Genomic DNA, 17,280 nt, shown 5'->3' on the forward strand with positions numbered 1-17,280 from the left:
CCCGCGGCGTGGACGGGGGTAGAGTCGTCTCAACGAGAGTCGGCCGGCGGACCGACCGCCGGCCCCGGGGAGAGGAGGTCGTCGTGGGCTCCGAGACGCTGACCGTCGTCGACAACCGCACAGGGCGCGAGTACACCCTGCCGATCGAGGACGGGACGATCCGCGCGACCGACCTCGGCCAGATCTCGGCGGTCGAAGGCGACGGCGGGCTCATGTCCTACGACCCGGCCTACCTGAACACGTCCTCGTGCAGGAGCGCGATCACCTACATCGACGGCGATGCGGGCATCCTGCGCTACCGCGGCTACCCGATCGAGCAGGTGGCCGAGCAGGCGACGTTCCTCGAGACCGCGTACCTGCTGCTCGAGGGCGAGTTGCCGACGGCGCCGCAGCTCGCGGCGTGGGAAGACGACATCCGCACCCACACGTACGTGCACACGAACTTCGCGAAGTTCCTCGACGGCTTCCGCTACGACGCGCACCCGATGGGCATGCTGCTCGGCGCGGTCGGGGCGCTCTCCACCTTCTATCCCGACGCGAAGCAGATCGGGGACGCGGAGAGCCGCTACCTGCAGCGCGTGCGCCTGATGGCGAAGCTGCCGACGATCGCAGCCTGGGTCTTCCGGCACTCGCGCGGCCTGCCGTTCGTCTACCCGCGAAACGACCTCGACTACATCGGCAACTTCGTGAACATGACGTTCGAGATCGGCGGACGGCACGAGCCGAACCTCGTCCTCCAGCGGTCGCTCGAGATCCTCCTCATCCTCCACGCCGATCACGAGCAGAACTGCTCGACGAGCGCCGTCCGCGGGGTCGGCTCCTCGAACGTCGACCCCTTCTCGGCCGTGTCGGCGGGGATCGCGGCCCTGTACGGCCCGCTGCACGGCGGGGCGAACGAGGCGGTGCTCAGGATGCTCGACGAGATCGGCGACATCGCCAACGTCCCCGACTTCATCGAGCACGTGAAGGGCGGCGGCGGCCGCCTGATGGGCTTCGGGCACCGGGTCTACAAGAGCTACGACCCACGGGCGAAGCTGATCAAGCAGGTCGCCGACCAGGTGTTCGCCGAGACGGGCCTGAACCCGAAGCTCGAGATCGCGCTCGAGCTCGAGCGGATCGCGCTCGAGGACGAGTACTTCGTCTCCCGCAAGCTCTACCCCAACGTCGACTTCTACTCCGGGTTGATCTACCAGGCGATGGGCTATCCGACGGACTACTTCACCGTCCTCTTCGCCCTCGGTCGTCTGCCGGGCTGGATCGCCCAGTGGGAGGAGATGCTCTCCGATCCGGAGCAGAAGATCTCGCGGCCCCGACAGACGTACACGGGCTACGACGTCCGGGACGTCGTCCCGATCGACGCTCGCGGCTGATTCGGTCGCACCCGTCCGCCTTCACGGGCGCTGAACGCGGACGCGACTACGCTTCGCCTACATGGACCTGGGCCTTGCTGACAGGACGGCGATCGTCTGCGGTGCGTCGTCGGGCATCGGCCTCGCGATCAGCGAGGCCCTCGCCGCCGAGGGCGCGAACGTCACGATGTTCGCGCGCCGCCGCGAGCTGCTGGAGCGCGAGGCCGACCGCATCGGCGCGCTCGCGGTGCGTGGAGACCTCACCGACCCGGCGCACCTCGAGACGCTCGTCGAGACGACGCTCGAGGCGTTCGGCGCGATCGACGTCCTCGTCCTCAACGGGGGCGGCCCGCCGACGGGCCCTGCGATCGGGCTGACGGCCGAGGCGGTCGAGGCGGCAGTCGAGCTGCTCCTCCTCCCCCACGTCCGGCTCGTCGACCTCTGTCTCCCGCACCTCCGGGCGAACGGGCGCGGCCGGATCGTCGCGATCGAGTCGTCGAGCGTGCGCGAGCCGCTCCCGAACCTCGCGCTCTCGAACGCCGTGCGACCGGGCGTCGTGGGCTGGCTGAAGACGCTCGCCCGCGACGTCGGTCGTGACGGGATCACGGTCAACGTGATCGCCCCCGGCCGGATCGAGACCGCCCGCTTCCGCGAGGTCTACCCCGACGGCCTCGGGCCCGCCGAGCTGGAGGCGATCGCGCTCGGGCACGTCGGATCGCCCGCCGACATCGCAGCGGTTGCCTGCTTCCTCGCCTCCGACCAGGCCGCCTACGTCACCGGCGCGGTCGTGCCGGTCGACGGAGGCTTCACCCGCGGCCTCAACTGACGGAGGGCGGGCGATGACCGTCAGGCGGCTTCTCGTCGGCCTCGCGGCCGCCGCAGCCGTGGTGATCGCGCTCTTCGTCTTCGTCCCCACGGGCACCTACCTCTACCTCCCGAACGGCGCCCATCCGCTCGACGAGCGCGTGCAGGTCGAGGGCGAGAAGCCGCAGGACGACACGGGCGGCATCTACTACGTCGACGTCACCGTGCGCCCGGCGAACTGGCTCGAGCGCCTCCTCGGGCCCTGGCGCCCCGGCGGGGCGACACTCGTGCCCGAGTCCGAGGTCGTCCCCCCCGGCTCGACGCGCGGGATCGAGCGCCGCGCCTCGCTCGCGGCGATGGCGCGCTCCGAAGAGGTGGCGGCCGCGGTCGCGCTGCAGGAGGCGGGCTACGACGTCGAGGCGACCCCGCGGGGGACGATCGTCGAGGCGATCGCGGCCGACGTGCCCGCCGTGGGGGTGCTCCGCCCCGGCGACATCATCGTCGAGGCGGGCGGCAAGCCCGTCCGCACGCCCGCCGCGCTCCGCGCCGCCGTCGCCGCGGTGACGCCGGGGGAGGCGCTCGCCCTCCGCGTCCGGCGGGACGACGAGCTCGTCGACCTCACCGTTACCACGATCGAGAACCCGTCCGAGCCGGGACAGCCGGTGATCGGGATCAGGATCGCGCAGGCCGCGACGATCGACCTCCCCCTCGACGTGGACATCGACCTCGGCGACGTCGGGGGCCCGTCCGCAGGGCTTCCGTTCGCACTCGACATCCTCCAGTCCCTCGGACGGGACATCGACCGCGGCTACCGGGTGGTGGCGACCGGCGAGATCGAGCTCGACGGCACCGTCGGGCCGATCGGGGGCGTGAAGCAGAAGGTCTTCGGCGCGCGGGCCGCCGGCGCCGACGTGTTCCTCGTGCCCGCTGGGGATAACGCAGACGAGGCCCGCCGATATGCAGGGAACCTTCGCGTGATCGGGGTGGACACCTTTCAACAGGCGTTGGACGAGCTGGCAACGCTCCCCCCGAAGTAGCTTCTTTGCAGGTTTTTCTTCTGTTCTGAATACGCCGCAAATTGCGGGTTTCAGCTCCGGGGCCCCTCTTGCGGTCGCCGGGCTCCCCGAGCAGAATGCCCGGGTCACGGGGACACCACGTATCGATCATCAGATTCTTTGCGCAATCCGAATAAAGCAAGTTGCACCCAGTGCTATTTCCGTCAGGAGGGCCTCTGCGCCCTCCCCGGGGACCGGCCCTGCCCGACCTTCCGGGCGTCCACGGCGGGCACGCTGACACCACCGCGGCAGGCGCCGCTGGTGGTGAGGGCCGCGCCGGCACTCGCGGCGCACGCGTCGGCCGGCGCCGGCTGAGCCGTGCGTCGAGCGAGCCGGCACCCCATCGCTGACGACGGGCGCCGCGCGCTCTAGACTGCCCCCATGTCCGAGCAGACCCCGCTTCCCGAGAGCCCGACGCCCAGTCCGACGCCCAAGGGCACGCCGCCGAAGGCCAAGGGCGACGGCAGCCTCCCGTGGGGCCTCGTGATCGTGTGTGCGGTCGTCGTCTACGCGGTGCTGTTCGTGCTCTTCAACGACGATCGCGTCGAGGTCAGCTTCGTCTTCTTCAGCGCCGAGGCATCGCTCGTCGTCGCGCTGGCGCTCGCGGTCGCCCTCGGGTTCCTGCTCGGCTTCTTCGTCGAGGCCCTGAGGACGCGGCGCCGGCGGGAGCGCGCGCAGAAGAAGGCGGCCGGCTGAGGCCGGCTCAGCCCCGGAGGAGCGAGCCGAGCACGGCGACGCCGTCGGCGATCCGCTCCGGCGTCTCGAAGCTGAACGCGAGGCGGGCGGACGACGCGCCACCGGCCCCGCCGGGGAAGAAGTCGGAGCCGCGGACGAACGTCACGCCGGCCTCGGTCGCCCGGTGGAGCACATCCGAGGCGTCCATCCCGCCCGGGAAGTCGACCCAGAGGAAGTACCCCCCCTCGGGACGGCTCCAGCGCGCCCCGTCCGGCATCTCGTCCCCGAGTGCGTCGAGCATCGCGTCGCGACGTATGCGCAGGAGGCCGCAGATGCGGGCGAGGTTCGTCTCGAAGGCGTCTCGTGCGAAGAGCTCGTGCACGACGGCCTGCGGCAGCAGCGACGGGGAGATGTACGTCGACACCGCCTGCTCGTCGTAGTCGGCGCACAGCGGCTCGGGCACGACGACGTAGCCGACGCGCAGACCGGGCGCGACCGTCTTCGAGAACGACGAGGTGAAGGCGACCTGGCGGCCGCCCTCGAGGGAGTGGAGCGACGGCGGTGCGGTGCCCTCGTACCGCACGAGCCCGTAGGGGTCGTCCTCGAGCACGTCGAGACCGTGCGCGACGGCGAGCTCGGCGAGGCGGTGACGTCGGTCGGCGCCGAGCGTGCGACCGCTCGGGTTCTGGAAGGTCGGGATCGTGTAGAGGAAGGAGACGTCGCCCGGGCGCGACAGCTCCGCCTCGAGGGCATCGAGGTCGAGGCCCTCGTCGTCCATCGGCAGGCTCACGACGTTCGCGCCGTGGCGCGCGAGGACCTTCAGGGGCCGATCGTAGGTCGGGCCCTCGACGAGCACGCGGCCGGGACGTCGCGCGAGCTGCGCGGCCGCGTAGAAGACGAATCCCTGGAGCCCGCCCGTCGTCAGGAACACCTGCCCCGGCTCGACGCCGTGACGCTGGGCGAGCAGCTCCCGGAGGGGCCCGTAGCCGCCGCCGGAGCCGTAGGAGAGGATCGCGACGCCGTCCCGCTCGAGCGCCGCTCGCGCACAGTCGCCGACGAGCCCGACGTCGAGGCACTCGGGGGCGGGTGCGCCGCGTGCGAAGGAGATCGGCGACATCGCCGACCCAGCCTACCGGCGGACGCCGATCGGCCACGGGCCGAACCGCCCGGCCGCGACGGCTGCTACGGTGTGTCCAGGCGCGGCACCCCGCCGCTCCGTGAGATCACGCTTCTTTCGACAGCTTCTCCTGACGAGGTCGAGGGCAGTACGGTCTCGACCCATACGACCAGGGAGTCGAAGGAACCGCATGACAGACCAGACGTTCGCTGCGCTCGGGCTGAGCCAGCACACGGTGTCGGCGCTCGCCGCGACCGGCATCACCACCCCCTTCCAGATCCAGACGAAGACGATCCCGCCGGCGCTCTCGGGCGCGGACGTGCTCGCGAAGTCGCCGACGGGCTCCGGGAAGACGATCGCCTTCGCGGCGCCGATCGTCGAGCGCCTCGAGCCGGACGCCGGTCGGCCCGCCGCGCTCGTGCTCGTGCCGACGCGCGAGCTGGCCGTCCAGGTGACGGAGGTCTTCGAGTCGCTCGCCCCCGCCAACGGGCTCCGGGTCGCCCCCGTCTACGGCGGCGTCCGCATCAACGGGCAGGCGGAGAAGGCGAAGCGCGCGCACGTCCTCGTTGCTACGCCCGGACGGCTCCAGGACCTGCTCGATCGGCGTCTCGTCTCGCTCTCCGACGTCACGGTGCTCGTCCTCGACGAGGCCGACCGGATGCTGGACATGGGGTTCAAGCCGCAGGTCGACCGGATCGTCCGCCGGCTGCAGGAGACGCGCCAGACGATGTTCTTCTCGGCGACGCTCGACGGCGAGGTCGGTGAGCTCGCGCGCTCCTACACCCGCTTCCCGGTGCGCGTCGAGGCGGAGCTGCCCCACGAGCAGCTGCCCGGGGAGATCGACCACCGGTTCGTCGCGGTCACGCCCGAGAACAAGGTCGAGAAGCTCGTCGAGCTGCTCCGCGCCGAGCGCGGCCTCGCACTGGTGTTCGTGCGGACGAAGCGCGGCGCCGACCGGCTCGCGCAGCGGCTCACCCGCCACGGCGTCGAGGTCGTGTCGCTGCACGGTGACAAGCCCCAGGCCGCACGCGAGAAGGCGCTCGCCCGCTTCGAGGCCGGGAAGGTGACGACGCTGATCGCGACCGACGTCGCGGCCCGAGGGCTCGACCTGTCGGGGATCACACACGTCATCAACTACGACCCACCCGACGACGCGAAGGCGTACACGCATCGCGTCGGGCGGACGGGCCGGGCCGGCCGCTCGGGCGACGCGGTCACCCTCGTCCTGCCCGACCAGCAGGCGGAGGTGAGCCGGGTCGCACGCCTCAACGGCCAGCAGGAGGCGTGGGAGGAGACGGGGATGAAGGTCGCCCCTCCTCGGCTCGTCTATTCGTCACGGCGGAGGGGCTCGCGCTGGGGACCCCCGCGCAGCACGCGCAAGATCTGAGCGACCCCGGGGCGCGCGCGCGTGTCACCGGGCGACCGCCGGCCCGCTAGTCGAAGTAGGTGTCCTCGTGGGAGTACGGCGGCGCGCACATGCAGAGGAACCGTGCGCCCCGCTCTCCCGCGGCGATGCGATGCCACGCGCCCGGGGGGATGAGCACGGCGTCCCCCGAACCCACGGGCCGCTCCACGCCGTCGACCTCCATCGTGCCGCCGCCCTCGAGGAGGAAGTAGACCTCCTCGGAGCGCGCGTGGTAGTGGCGGTCGGTCGCCTGGAACGGCCGGAGCGTCGCCTCGGCGAGCGACTGCGCAGGCGCGTGCAGGATCTCGCGGATCGTCGAGCCGTCCCTGGTCGTGAACGGCTCGGCAGCGTCGAGGTTGCCCACCTCCATCTCCGCAGCGTACGCGAGGGGTAGGCTCCGGCGATGCGCGCGCGGACACCGGCCGGCGGCCTCGCGACGTCGATCGACGGCCGCCACTTCACGTACACGGTCTCGCCCGACGTGCTCGACGTCGAGACCGGCGGCTACGTCCTCCTCGGGCCCGCGACGGACGCCCGGATCGGGCAGGTGACGCACGTCGCCCTCCGCGTGGACGGGGGCGCGAGGAGCGCCGTCGTCGAGGGACGGGTGCTCGAGGGGACGCGCGGGCCGTTCGCCGGCGCCGAGGCGCGAGCCGCGACCGCGGCGGAGATCCAGGAGCTGCTCGACCACACGCGATCGCCTCGGGCCCAGCTCGCCGTCGGAGCGCTCGCCTTCGCCCCGGAGCTCGCGCTCGCGCTCGACGCCGGCGCGTTCCGGCGTCACACCTTCCTCTGCGGGCAGTCCGGCTCGGGCAAGACCTACGCGCTCGGCACGATCCTCGAGCGCCTGCTGCTCGAGACGCGCCTGCGCATCGTGATCCTCGACCCGAACTCCGACTTCGTCCACCTCGCGGAGCCGCGCGACGACGCGCCGGCCGAGGTCGCCGACGCGTATGCGGACGCCGCCCGGGACGTCCTCGTCCGGAGCGCGGGAGACGCGGGCTCCGAGCGCATCCACGTCCGGTTCCGCGACTTCGACGCCGCAGCGCAGGGTGCATGCCTCCGGCTCGACCCGATCGCCGACCGCGACGAGTACGCGGCGCTCGTCGACCTGACGGAACCCGGGACCGCCGGGCCGGACAGCGTGGACGCCCTCATGGACATGCTGCGCTCCTCCCCCGACCCGTCGGTGCGCGCGCTCGGCCTGCGCATCAGGAACCTCCGCGTCGACCGCTGGCAGCTCTGGTCGCTGCAGGACGAGGGCTCGCTCCAGGAGCTCGTCGAGCCGGGCGGCCCGCGGTGCGTCGTCGTCGACCTCGGCTCGCTGCGGACGCCGAGCGAGAAGGCGCTCGCCGCGGAGGCGACGCTCGCGGCGCTCTGGCGGCGGCGCGAGGCGCGGGAGCCCACGCTCGTCGTGATCGACGAGGCGCACAACGTGTGCCCCGGGGCCGCCGCCGACCCGATCACCGCGCTCGCGACCGAGCACGCCGTCCGCATCGCGGGCGAGGGGAGGAAGTTCGGGCTCACGCTCCTCGTCTCCACGCAGCGGCCGCAGAAGGTGCACGAGAACGTGATCTCGCAGTGCGACAACCTCGTCCTCATGCGCATGAACTCGCTCGCCGACCTCGCGGTCGTCGGCGAGGTGTTCTCGTTCGTCCCCGAGCAGCTCCTCGCCCGTGCCACCGACTTCGGGCTCGGGGAGGCGATCGTCGCCGGCAACCTCGTCCAGCACCCGATGCTCGGGCGCTTCGGCCCGCGGTGGTCCGTCGAGGGCGGCGGCGACCCGCCGGCCGACTGGGCGGCGCCCCGCTAGCGGAGGAGAGGACCGCTCCTCGAGACGCCGCGCGCGGCTAGGCCCGTGCCAGCCGGGCGACGATCTCGGCGGTCTCGGTCGGCGTCGTGCCGACGCTGATGCCCTTCGCCTCGAGCGCGTCCTTCTTCGCCTGCGCCGTTCCCGAGGAGCCGGAGATGATCGCCCCGGCGTGCCCCATCGTCTTCCCGGGCGGGGCGGTGAAGCCGGCGATGTAGGCGACGACGGGCTTCGTCATCTCGGCCTCGATGAAGGCGGCCGCCTTCTCCTCCTCGTCACCGCCGATCTCTCCCACCATCACGACGTAGTCGGTCTCCAGGTCGGCCTCGAAGCGGCGGAGGACGTCGATGAACGACGACCCGACGACGGCGTCGCCGCCGATGCCGACGATCGTCGAGTTGCCGAGCCCCATCTGGGTCAGCTCGTGGCCGATCTGGTAGGTGAGCGTGCCCGAGCGCGACACGAGCCCGATCGTGCCGCCGGCGAAGATCTCACCGGGGATGATCCCGACGTTCGCCTTGCCCGGGGAGAGCACGCCCGGGCAGTTGGGGCCGACCATCGTCACCCCGCGCACGTCGACGTAGGCCTTGATCCGCAGCATCTCGTGCGCCGGCACGTGCTCGGTGATCGTGACCACCGCCTGCACACCGGCGTCGACGGCCTCGTAGACGGCGTCGGCCGCGAACGGGGCGGGGACGAAGATCATCGACGTGTTGGCGCCGGTCTCGCGGACGGCGTCGGCGACGGTGTCGAAGACGGGGACGCCCTCGACCTCCTGGCCGCCCTTGCCGGGGGTCACGCCCGCGACCAGCTGCGTCCCGTACGCCCGGTTGCGCAGTCCGTGGAACCGGCCCTCGGACCCGGTCAGCCCCTGGACGACGAGCCGCGTCTCGGTGTCGACGATGATCGCCACGGCCTCCCTATCCCCCCTTCACCGCGCGGATCGCGATCTTGTCGAGCGTGATGCGGCCGTCGGCGACGCGGTCGCCGAGCAGCGCGCGGGCGCGCTCGGCGTCGTCGCCCTCGCAGCCGGTGCGCGCGAGCCACGCCTCGAAGTCGAAGCTGTGCGCGAGGAAGCGGACGTCGTCGAGGCCGAGGCCGGACCCCAGCACGAGCTCGCGCCACTCTCCATCCGTGTAGTTGCGGACGTGCGAGGGGTCGCGGAGGCGCTCCGCCTCCTCGACGGCGTCGCCCATGTTCACGGTGTCGACGAGGAGGACGCGATCCGCGGCGACCCGGGCCATCTCACGGAGCGACGCGGCGACGTCTGCGAAGTGGTGGGCGGCCGTGCGGCACGCGACGACGTCGAAGCTCCCGGCGTCGAACGGCAGGTGCTCGGCGTGGCAGACGACGTCGGGCTGCATTCCGGGCGCCGGGTCGCACGTGACGACCTCGAGGCCCGCTTCGCGGAGGCGTCGGGCGACGTGCCCACCGCCCGTCGCCACGTCCAGCGCCGTCCGCGCGCCCGCCGCCCACTCCACGAGCAGGTCGAGGTCCTCGCCCTCCCGGTGGGCGTCCGACTCGACGTACGCCGACGCCCGGCCGCTCCAGAGCTCGCTCATCGGGACCGCTCCGCTGCGTTGCCCCGCAGAGGCGGAATCTGCGGGCGCAGATCCCGCCTCGCGAACACGCCTGCACCGGCCGCTGCCGCGGCCGGTGCCACAGATCGACGCACGACCGTCACGTTGCGAGCTCCACCGCGCGGCGGGCGGCGTCGAGCATGGTCGGCTCGACGTGGAGGTTCGCAGGAGCCGCCTCGGCGAGGATCGCGCGACCCTCCTCCGCGTTCGTGCCGTCGAGACGCACCACGATCGGCAGCTCGAGGCGCATCTGTCCGAGCGCCTGCAGGATCCCCCGCGCAACCTCGTCGCAGCGGGTGATCCCGCCGAAGATGTTGAAGAAGATCGCCGACACCTGCGGGTCGCGGATGATCACCTCGAGCGCATCGACGACGCCCTGCGCGTCGCCGCCGCCGCCGAGGTCGCAGAAGTTCGCGGGCGCACCGCCGACGAAGGTGACGACGTCGACCGTCGACATCGTGAGCCCGGCACCGTTCCCGAGCACCCCCACCCGGCCGTCGAGCTTCACGTACGTCACGCCCTTCTCGCGCGCGAGGGCCTCGAGCGGGTCGGCGGCCGTGACGTCGCGCATCGCCGCGACGTCCGGGTGTCGGAAGAGCGCGTTGTCGTCGACCGTGAACTTCGAGTCGAGCGCCCGCACCTCGCCGTCCGGCGTCACGATCAGCGGGTTGATCTCGCACAGCATCGCGTCGAAGCGCGTGAACGCCTCGAAGAGCTTCCCGACGACGGCCGCGACCTGCTTCTGCTCGGACGGGTCGGTGACGCCGGCGCCGTACACGAGGCGCCGCGCCTGCCAGGGGTGGAAGCCCTCCAGCGGGTCGACGTGGAGGCGCACGAGCGCCTCGGGCTTCGTCGCGGCGACCTCCTCGATGTCGACGCCGCCCTCGGTCGTGAACATGAACAGCGGCCTGCGCGCGCCGCGGTCGAACGTGAGCGAGAGGTAGTACTCGCGCGCGATGTCCGACGCCTTCTCGATCCACAGGCGGTGCACGACGTGCCCGCGGATGTCGAGCCCGAGGATCTCCCGGGCGTGGGACTCCGCCTCCCCCGGGCTCGACGCGAGCTTGATCCCGCCCGCCTTGCCGCGCCCGCCCGTCAGCACCTGCGCCTTGACGACCACCGGGGATCCGAGTTCCGCGGCCGCCTCCCGCGCCTCCGACGGGCTCGTCGCGAGCCGCCCGTCCGACACGGGGATGCCCACGCGACGGAAGAGCTCCTTGCCCTGGTACTCGTAGAGGTCCACCGAACGGCGAGCATACCCACCTCGGACGGGTCGGCGGCTCGGCAGCCTCACCGCGCGCGACGTCGGGGCCCGCGGGCACCCGGCGGGTGCTGCGACCATGCACCCGATGCGTCGCCGTCGATCGCTCGCGCCCGTCGTCCTCGGCCTCGCCGTCGCGCTCGCGGGCTGTGCGGCGGAGACGTCGCCCGAGCCGTCGGTGTCGCAGCCGGCACCGCCGCAGGAGGCGGCGGTCGAGTGGGTCGAGCCCGCGCCCACGCCGACCGAGGGAGCGGTCGCGGCGTCCCGGCTCGTGTTCGAGGTGCGGACGATCGCCGTCACCGAGGCCGGATGGAGCGCCGAGGTGGCGATCCGTAACGAGTCCGACATCGCCTGGGAGATCGACGAGACGGTGCCTTCGCGCTTCGGCGTGATGCTGTTCGCGAGCGGCGAGCTCGACGAGCTCGAGCAGCGCAACGCGGACCGGACGCTGCCGGGGCTGCGCCCGGCCCGGGAGTTCGACCCGCCGCTGCCGCCACGGCTGGAGCCCGGTGCCACCTGGGAGGGAACGATGGCCGCCCCGGGGGCGCTCGCCGCCGAGCGGTACCTCCGCGTCGTGTTCGGACCGCTGTTCGCCGACGGCGATCCGCCGCAGGGGCTCCCGCCCCAGCTCGTCTGGATCACGGACAACGCGTACCGCCTCCGCCCCTGACGCGGCTCCGCCGGCGGCAGGCGATCCCGTCCGGGCTCTCAGGAAGCGGCGGTGTCGGTGCCGACGAGGCCCCGGAAGACCGGGTCGCCCGCGAGCGCGGCGAAGTCCGGGTCGGCCGCCGCGGACGCCCGCAGCCCCGCGTCGAGCGCGAGCCCGCGGCGGAGGTGGTCGAGCGCCCGTGCGGTGTCGCCCGAGAGGCACTCGAAGCAGGCGAGGTCGTAGAGCAGGGCCCCGTCCTCCCCGTACCGCTCGAGCGCGTCGGCGAGCAGCGCTGCGCCCTCGGCGTACCGGCCGGGCTCGTGGAACGCGGTCGCACGGCGGAGGGCGTCCCAGACGAGGTGGATGCCGAGGAGCCGCCGCAGCTCCGCGATCGGCGCCGCGTGGTCGTCGACGCGCAGGTCGCAGACGCGGTCGAGCCCCTCGCGGCTCTCGTCGGCGGCTCCGGCTCGCTCGACGACGACGGCCGCCGATTGCTGCCCACGGATGTCTCCGCCCGCCTCCTGACCGGCCTCGAGCGAGGCGACGAGCCGCTCGGCGAGCGTCCCCCGCGCGGCGACGAAGGCGTCCTCCATGGCCGCGACGACGTCCTCCCCCGCGAGGATGTTCCCCTGCACCGCGTAGCCCTCGCCGACGCGGTGGCCGGCCCAGGCGAGGCACTCCGTCCCCGTGTGCGCCGCGGCGCGCCCGTCCGCGGTGACGACGCCGAGCTGCCGCGTCTCGCGGCCGGCGTCCCCGTCGAGCACCCGCGCGATCGCCTCTGCGGGCGCGGCACCGGCGGCGAGCGCGTCGAGCGCCCGCGGCCCGAAGACGGCGACACCGGCCGCCTGGGTCGCGACCGCCCCGACCTCGGCCCGCGCCCACGGCACGACGTTCCCGACCGCGAAGTACCTCGACTGCACGGCGCAGCCGACCTCGCGCGCACCAGGATCGGCGGCGACGATCGAGAAGGTCGCCTTTCGCCGACTCGTCCGCATCCGCGCCACCGTACCGCGCTACGCTCGCGGGCGTGGACATGATCGTCGTCGACGGCCTCGAGAAGACCTACGGCAAGGACGTCCGGGCCCTCGACGGGATGACGTTCGCCGTCCCGGAGGGCGAGGTGTTCGGGCTGCTCGGCCCGAACGGCGCCGGCAAGTCGACGACCGTGCGGGTGCTCGTGACGCTGACCGCGGCCGACGGAGGGGCCGCGTCGGTCGCGGGGCACGACGTCGCGCGCGAGGCCGCGGCGGTGCGCCGTGCGATCGGCTACGTGCCGCAGGCGTCGGGCGTCGACCGCGAGGCCACCGGCGACGAGAACCTCCTGCTGCAGGGTCGGCTGCACGGGATGGGCGGCCCGGAGCTGACGCGCCGGGTGGCGGAGCTGATCGCGCTCTTCGGCCTCGAGGAGAAGACGAGGGCGCTCGTGAAGACGTACTCCGGGGGGCAGAAGCGCCGGCTCGACGTCGCGATGGGGCTGGTGCACCACCCGCAGGTGCTGTTCCTGGACGAGCCGACGACGGGCCTCGACCCCGAGGCGCGGGCGACGATGTGGGAGGAGCTCGAGCGGCTCGCCGCCCAGGAGCGGCTGACGATCCTGCTCACGACCCACTACCTCGAGGAGGCGGACCGGCTCGCACAGCGCGTGGCGATCGTGAGCCGGGGCCGCGTCGTCGTCGAGGGCGCGCCCGAGGCCCTGAAGCGCGCGCTGCGCGGCGACGCCGTCACCGTCGAGCTCGCCCACGGCGACGCGGCCCGGGCCCGGGCGCTCGTCGCGGACATGCCCGGCGTGGCGGAGACGCTCGCCGACGCGAACCGGGTGCACGCCCGCGTGGAGCACGGCGCCGAGGCCGTGCCGACGATCCTCGGCCTCCTCGACGACGCGGGCGTCGTCGTCAACGCCGTCACCGTGTCGCGACCGTCGCTCGACGACGTCTACCTCCACCACACCGGCCGCGACTTCCGCTCCGACGACGCCGGGGGCACGACGTGAGCGTCGTCGAGCAGACGCTGTTCCTCTGCGCCCGCGTGCTCAGGAACCTGCTGCGCCAGCCGATCTGGATCGTCGTGATGATCGTGCAGCCGATGTTCTGGCTGCTCCTGTACAGCCAGCTCTTCCGGCGCATCACGGAGCTCCCCGGCTTCGGCACGTCCTCGTACATCGACTACCTGACACCCGGCATCGCCGTCATGACCGCGTTCTTCTCCGGCTCGTGGGCGGGCATGGGGATGATCGAGGACCTCGACCGCGGCGTGCTCGAGCGCTTCCTCGCGACGCCGGCGCATCGCGGGGCGATCGTGTTCGGCCGCATCCTCGAGTCGGCGCTGGTGGCGACCCTGCAGGCGGTGCTGATCCTCGTCACCGGCCTCGCGCTGGGAGCGACGAACGGCGGCGTCGCCGGATGGCTCGTGATCCTCGTCGCGTCCTTCCTCGTCGCCGCCGGGTTCTCGGGGCTCTCTCACGGGGTCGCGCTGCGCACACGGCAGGAGGCGTCGATGATCGCGGTCGCGCAGTTCATCGGCCTCCCGCTCCTCTTCTTCTCGTCGCTCCTGATCGCCCGCGAGCTGATCCCGTCGTGGATGCGCAGCCTCTCGCTGCTCAACCCGGTCGAGTGGGCGGTGCGCGCCGCCCGCGGCGAGGCCCTCCCCGGCACGAGCTGGAACGAGATGGGGGCGTTCGTCGCCCTCCTCGTCGTGTTCGCGGCGGCGGCGGCCGCGTTCGCGACGCTGAGCTTCCGCGCGTACCGGAGGACGCTGTGACCCCGCCTCCGGCGTGCGTCTTCTGCGCGATCGTCGCCGGCGAGGCGCCGCGGAGCCTCGTCCACGAGGACGAGGCCTCGATCGCCTTCATGGACATCGCGCCGATCACCCCCGGCCACGTCCTCGTCGCGCCGAAGGTGCACGCGGTCGGGCTCGCCGACCTGCCCGCGGAGGTCGGCGGCCACCTGTTCGCCGTCGCGCAGCTGATCGCCGCGGGGCTGCGCTCCAGCGGCGCCGTCCGGGTCGACGGCGTCAACCTCTTCCTGGCCGACGGCGCCGCGGCCGGGCAGGAGGTGTTCCACGCCCACCTCCACGTGCTGCCGCGCTACGCCGGGGACGGGCTGGAGATCACCCGGGCGCGGCGTCCGCCGCCGTCCCGCGCGGAGCTCGACACGGTCGCCGCGGGAATCGCTGCGGCGCTCGGGCGCCTCTAGGGGTCGCTCGTCACGTCTCCTGGGCGGTCGGCCGCACGAGCACCTCGTTGACGTCGACGTGCGGCGGTTGCGAGAGCGCGTACATGACGGCATGCGCCACGTCCTCGGCGGCGAGCGCATCCTCGAGGGGCACCGCGGTGAAGAACGGCGTGTCGACGATCCCGGGCGCGATCACCGTCACCCGCACCCCCGTTCCGTCGAGCTCGAGGCGGGCCGACTCGGCCATCGCGTGGACAGCGTGCTTGGTGGCCGAGTAGAGGGAGCCGACGATGTTCCGTCGACCCGCCACCGACCCGGTCAGCAGCAGGTGGCCACGGGCGTCCTTCAGCGCCGGCAGCGCCGCCCGGATCGTGAGCGCGGCGCCGTAGACGTTCGTCAGCACCATCGACCGCCAGTGCTCCGGCGTGTCGAGCAGGAAGCCGCGCTGGGCGCCGAACCCGGCGTTCGCCCACGCGGCATCGAGCGACCCGAAGTGCTCGAGCGCGGTCACGACCGCGGCCTGCTGGTCGGCCCACTCCGTGACGTCGCACTCGACGGCGACCGCGCGGTCGGGGCCCCCGAGCTCCTCTGCGAGCGCCTCGAGCCTGTCGAGCGAGCGCGCGGCGAGCACGAGTCGCCACCCGTCGGCGGCCGCCGCCCGCGCCGTCGCCGCACCGATGCCCGACGAGGCGCCGGTGATCCAGAGGACGCGGCCCTCACCCATCACTCGACTCTACCCGCACGGCGAACGCCGTCGTCGGCGCCGGGTCGTCACCGCAGCTGGCGGGGACGGCCGGCCCCGGACGCTCCTCGACGAACGCCTCGAGGAGGCCCAGCGGCGTCTCGAAGCGCACCCGCGTATCTCCGGCCTCTGCGAGTCGCAGCGCCTCCGGCCGGTCGAGCCCGTGCGCCCGGCGGACGGCGACCTCTGCCGCCTGCACGCGAGGCTCGTAGAGCGTGCGCCCGCGATGGTGCGCGAGCGGGATCCGGCCGTCGCGGAGCGCCGCGGCGACGTCCACCGCGTCGGCGGGCCCGACGCGCCCGAGCTGGACTCCCCAGGGCAGGACGAGCACGTTGGCGGCGAATCGGTGGCCGCCGTGGTGCGAGGACTGCCACAGCAGCGACCGATCGAGGTGGCCTTCCAGCGCGTCGTACGCGGGCGGCCCGAGGCGCGCGCAGCACGGATCTCGGCGCCCGTGCGTGCAGACGAGCACGAGCGGCCCGGGAGTGGCCGCCGCCGCGGCGAGGTCGATCGGCTCGCCTCCGGGCTCGTCGAGCGTCAGGCGCCGGAGCGTGCCGCCCTCCTCCGTCGTGTCGGCGACGAACACGACCGACCGGCGGGCCGACGACCGAGGCCGTCGGATCAGCAGGACGCGGCCGTCGAACCTCGCAACGGCGCCGGTGAGCGCCGGGGAGACGCCGGTGTCCCCGGTCGCGTCGCGTCCCCAGCGACCCGTGTGCTCGACGAGGAGCCACCGCGTCGCCCGGGTCGCGGTGCCCGCGAGCTCGGCGCCGGCCGAGAGCGATGCCGCGGCGCAGCTCAGCCGACGACTCCCCGTGCGCGCAACGCCCGCTCGAGCGCGGGCTCGATCCCGAGCGCGTCGGCGAAGACGCGGTACTCGCCGGCGAGGCGCTCGGCGGTCGCCGCCGGCCGCGGGCGCGACCGCCGCGTCGCCCGGAGGAGCACGTTCTTCGGCGTGTGCTCGAGCGGGACGAACTCCACGACCTGCACGTCGTAGCCGGCGAGCTCGAGCAGCCGTGCGCGGGCGGCGTCGGTCACCTCGGCCACGAACCGCTCGCGCAGGGTGCCGTGGCGGAGGAGCGGCCCCAGCGTCTCGCTCTCGAGCTGTCCGAGCAGCTCGTGCTGGCAGCAGGGCACCGCGAGCACGACGGCGGCACGGGCCGCCGCGGCGCGGTCGAGGGCCGCATCCGTCGCCGTGTCGCAGGCGTGGAGGCAGACGACGAGGTCGACCCCGTCGAGGCCCTCGAACGAGGCGATGTCGCCGACCTCGAAGCGGAGCCCGGAGGCGCCGAGACGGCGCGCGAGGTCGGCGCACGACGCGACGACGTCGGCCTTGAGGTCGAGCCCGACGATGTCGACGGCGCGACCGTGGACGGCGGCGAGCAGGTGGTGGAGGGCGAAGGTGAGGTACGACTTGCCGGAGCCGAAGTCGACCACCCGCAGCACACCGTCCTCCGGGAGCGTCGGGAGCACGTCGTCGACCAGCTCGAGGAACCGGTTGACCTGCCGGAACTTGTCCTGCGCCCGGGTGCGGACACGCCCCTCCGGGGTCTGGACGCCGAGCTCGACGAGGAACGGCACGGGCTCGCCGTCCACGAGCAGGCGGCGCTTCGCACGGTCGTGCGCGAGGCTCGGGACGGGGCGCGTCGGCGGCCGCCGCAAC

19 protein-coding genes are annotated in these 17,280 nt (G+C 73.2%); 10 read left to right on the plus strand and 9 right to left on the minus strand.

Annotated elements, in window-relative coordinates:
- Positions 1–83 precede the first annotated feature (83 nt).
- The 4 genes from AC162C_RS07080 (at position 84) to AC162C_RS07095 (ending at position 3,904) form a co-directional block, all read left to right on the plus strand.
- The gene (locus AC162C_RS07080; RefSeq protein ID WP_484096934.1) at positions 84–1,370 is read left to right on the plus strand and encodes a citrate synthase; all 1,287 of its coding nucleotides are present in this window, start codon (positions 84–86) and stop codon (positions 1,368–1,370) included.
- Between the two features lie 61 nt (positions 1,371–1,431).
- Positions 1,432–2,175, plus strand: a complete 744-nt coding sequence (locus AC162C_RS07085) for an SDR family oxidoreductase (protein ID WP_462974972.1) — start codon at positions 1,432–1,434, stop codon at positions 2,173–2,175.
- A 13-nt stretch (positions 2,176–2,188) separates the two neighbouring features.
- Positions 2,189–3,190, plus strand: coding sequence for a S16 family serine protease (locus AC162C_RS07090; RefSeq protein ID WP_484096935.1), 1,002 nt, complete (start codon positions 2,189–2,191; stop codon positions 3,188–3,190).
- 399 nt (positions 3,191–3,589) lie between these two features.
- Complete coding sequence (locus AC162C_RS07095; protein WP_484096936.1) at positions 3,590–3,904, plus strand: lipopolysaccharide assembly protein LapA domain-containing protein; 315 nt, start codon at positions 3,590–3,592, stop codon at positions 3,902–3,904.
- Positions 3,905–3,911: 7 nt separating this feature from the next.
- Here the strand turns inward: AC162C_RS07095 and AC162C_RS07100 are convergent, their stop codons facing one another.
- The gene (locus AC162C_RS07100) at positions 3,912–5,000 is read right to left on the minus strand and encodes an aminotransferase-like domain-containing protein (protein WP_484096937.1); all 1,089 of its coding nucleotides are present in this window, start codon (positions 4,998–5,000) and stop codon (positions 3,912–3,914) included.
- 190 nt (positions 5,001–5,190) lie between these two features.
- On the opposite strand from AC162C_RS07100, the gene AC162C_RS07105 reads away from it, so the two are divergent.
- Complete coding sequence (locus AC162C_RS07105; protein ID WP_484096938.1) at positions 5,191–6,387, plus strand: DEAD/DEAH box helicase; 1,197 nt, start codon at positions 5,191–5,193, stop codon at positions 6,385–6,387.
- Positions 6,388–6,433: 46 nt separating this feature from the next.
- Here the strand turns inward: AC162C_RS07105 and AC162C_RS07110 are convergent, their stop codons facing one another.
- Entirely contained in the window at positions 6,434–6,775 is a 342-nt protein-coding gene (locus AC162C_RS07110) for a cupin domain-containing protein (protein WP_462974036.1), read from the minus strand.
- Between the two features lie 33 nt (positions 6,776–6,808).
- Between AC162C_RS07110 and AC162C_RS07115 the strand changes: the two genes are divergently transcribed.
- Positions 6,809–8,218, plus strand: a complete 1,410-nt coding sequence (locus AC162C_RS07115; RefSeq protein WP_484096939.1) for an ATP-binding protein — start codon at positions 6,809–6,811, stop codon at positions 8,216–8,218.
- Positions 8,219–8,255: 37 nt separating this feature from the next.
- Here the strand turns inward: AC162C_RS07115 and sucD are convergent, their stop codons facing one another.
- From sucD to sucC, 3 genes are all read right to left on the minus strand, one after another.
- Positions 8,256–9,128 (minus strand): succinate--CoA ligase subunit alpha, encoded by an 873-nt coding sequence (gene sucD, locus AC162C_RS07120; protein ID WP_484096940.1) that lies wholly within the window; start codon positions 9,126–9,128, stop codon positions 8,256–8,258.
- A 7-nt stretch (positions 9,129–9,135) separates the two neighbouring features.
- A complete protein-coding gene (locus AC162C_RS07125) occupies positions 9,136–9,777 on the minus strand; it encodes a class I SAM-dependent methyltransferase (protein WP_484096941.1) in 642 nt (213 codons plus the stop codon).
- A gap of 118 nt (positions 9,778–9,895) precedes the next feature.
- Positions 9,896–11,038, minus strand: a complete 1,143-nt coding sequence (sucC, locus tag AC162C_RS07130; RefSeq protein ID WP_484096942.1) for an ADP-forming succinate--CoA ligase subunit beta — start codon at positions 11,036–11,038, stop codon at positions 9,896–9,898.
- Between the two features lie 106 nt (positions 11,039–11,144).
- Between sucC and AC162C_RS07135 the strand changes: the two genes are divergently transcribed.
- Positions 11,145–11,726, plus strand: a complete 582-nt coding sequence (locus AC162C_RS07135; RefSeq protein ID WP_484096943.1) for a hypothetical protein — start codon at positions 11,145–11,147, stop codon at positions 11,724–11,726.
- A 38-nt stretch (positions 11,727–11,764) separates the two neighbouring features.
- On the opposite strand, the gene AC162C_RS07140 is transcribed toward AC162C_RS07135, so the two are convergent.
- The gene (locus AC162C_RS07140; protein WP_484096944.1) at positions 11,765–12,700 is read right to left on the minus strand and encodes a DUF1028 domain-containing protein; all 936 of its coding nucleotides are present in this window, start codon (positions 12,698–12,700) and stop codon (positions 11,765–11,767) included.
- A gap of 38 nt (positions 12,701–12,738) precedes the next feature.
- Here AC162C_RS07140 and AC162C_RS07145 point away from each other — a divergent pair, with 38 nt between their 5' ends.
- Genes AC162C_RS07145 through AC162C_RS07155 form a run of 3 tightly spaced genes read left to right on the plus strand, consistent with a single transcriptional unit; the run spans position 12,739 to position 14,896 of the window.
- Complete coding sequence (locus AC162C_RS07145; protein ID WP_484096949.1) at positions 12,739–13,695, plus strand: ATP-binding cassette domain-containing protein; 957 nt, start codon at positions 12,739–12,741, stop codon at positions 13,693–13,695.
- A complete protein-coding gene (locus tag AC162C_RS07150) occupies positions 13,692–14,462 on the plus strand; it encodes an ABC transporter permease (RefSeq protein WP_462974043.1) in 771 nt (256 codons plus the stop codon). The genes AC162C_RS07145 and AC162C_RS07150 overlap by 4 nt, the downstream gene beginning before the upstream one ends.
- The gene (locus AC162C_RS07155; RefSeq protein ID WP_484096945.1) at positions 14,459–14,896 is read left to right on the plus strand and encodes an HIT family protein; all 438 of its coding nucleotides are present in this window, start codon (positions 14,459–14,461) and stop codon (positions 14,894–14,896) included. The genes AC162C_RS07150 and AC162C_RS07155 overlap by 4 nt, the downstream gene beginning before the upstream one ends.
- Positions 14,897–14,906: 10 nt before the next feature.
- Here AC162C_RS07155 and AC162C_RS07160 read toward each other — a convergent pair whose 3' ends face one another.
- The 3 genes from AC162C_RS07160 to AC162C_RS07170 all read right to left on the minus strand — a co-directional run.
- Positions 14,907–15,599: an SDR family oxidoreductase gene (locus AC162C_RS07160; RefSeq protein WP_484096946.1), complete on the minus strand. Its 693-nt coding sequence runs from the start codon at positions 15,597–15,599 to the stop codon at positions 14,907–14,909.
- The gene (locus AC162C_RS07165) at positions 15,592–16,203 is read right to left on the minus strand and encodes a sucrase ferredoxin (protein ID WP_484096947.1); all 612 of its coding nucleotides are present in this window, start codon (positions 16,201–16,203) and stop codon (positions 15,592–15,594) included. The genes AC162C_RS07160 and AC162C_RS07165 overlap by 8 nt, the downstream gene beginning before the upstream one ends.
- 212 nt (positions 16,204–16,415) lie before the next feature.
- Positions 16,416–17,280 (minus strand): class I SAM-dependent methyltransferase (locus tag AC162C_RS07170; RefSeq protein ID WP_484096948.1); only part of this gene is annotated, 865 nt, incomplete at its 5' end.

The organism is Gaiella sp. (assembly GCF_057140465.1).

Coding starts and splice junctions, on each gene's coding strand:
- AC162C_RS07085 (WP_462974972.1), top strand. CDS start 1,432: ATGGACCTGGGCCTTGCTGACAGGACGGCGATCGTCTGCGGTGCGTCG.
- AC162C_RS07090 (WP_484096935.1), top strand. CDS start 2,189: ATGACCGTCAGGCGGCTTCTCGTCGGCCTCGCGGCCGCCGCAGCCGTG.
- AC162C_RS07095 (WP_484096936.1), top strand. CDS start 3,590: ATGTCCGAGCAGACCCCGCTTCCCGAGAGCCCGACGCCCAGTCCGACG.
- AC162C_RS07100 (WP_484096937.1), bottom strand. CDS start 5,000: ATGTCGCCGATCTCCTTCGCACGCGGCGCACCCGCCCCCGAGTGCCTC.
- AC162C_RS07105 (WP_484096938.1), top strand. CDS start 5,191: ATGACAGACCAGACGTTCGCTGCGCTCGGGCTGAGCCAGCACACGGTG.
- AC162C_RS07110 (WP_462974036.1), bottom strand. CDS start 6,775: ATGGAGGTGGGCAACCTCGACGCTGCCGAGCCGTTCACGACCAGGGAC.
- AC162C_RS07115 (WP_484096939.1), top strand. CDS start 6,809: ATGCGCGCGCGGACACCGGCCGGCGGCCTCGCGACGTCGATCGACGGC.
- AC162C_RS07125 (WP_484096941.1), bottom strand. CDS start 9,777: ATGAGCGAGCTCTGGAGCGGCCGGGCGTCGGCGTACGTCGAGTCGGAC.
- AC162C_RS07135 (WP_484096943.1), top strand. CDS start 11,145: ATGCGTCGCCGTCGATCGCTCGCGCCCGTCGTCCTCGGCCTCGCCGTC.
- AC162C_RS07140 (WP_484096944.1), bottom strand. CDS start 12,700: ATGCGGACGAGTCGGCGAAAGGCGACCTTCTCGATCGTCGCCGCCGAT.
- AC162C_RS07145 (WP_484096949.1), top strand. CDS start 12,739: ATGATCGTCGTCGACGGCCTCGAGAAGACCTACGGCAAGGACGTCCGG.
- AC162C_RS07160 (WP_484096946.1), bottom strand. CDS start 15,599: ATGGGTGAGGGCCGCGTCCTCTGGATCACCGGCGCCTCGTCGGGCATC.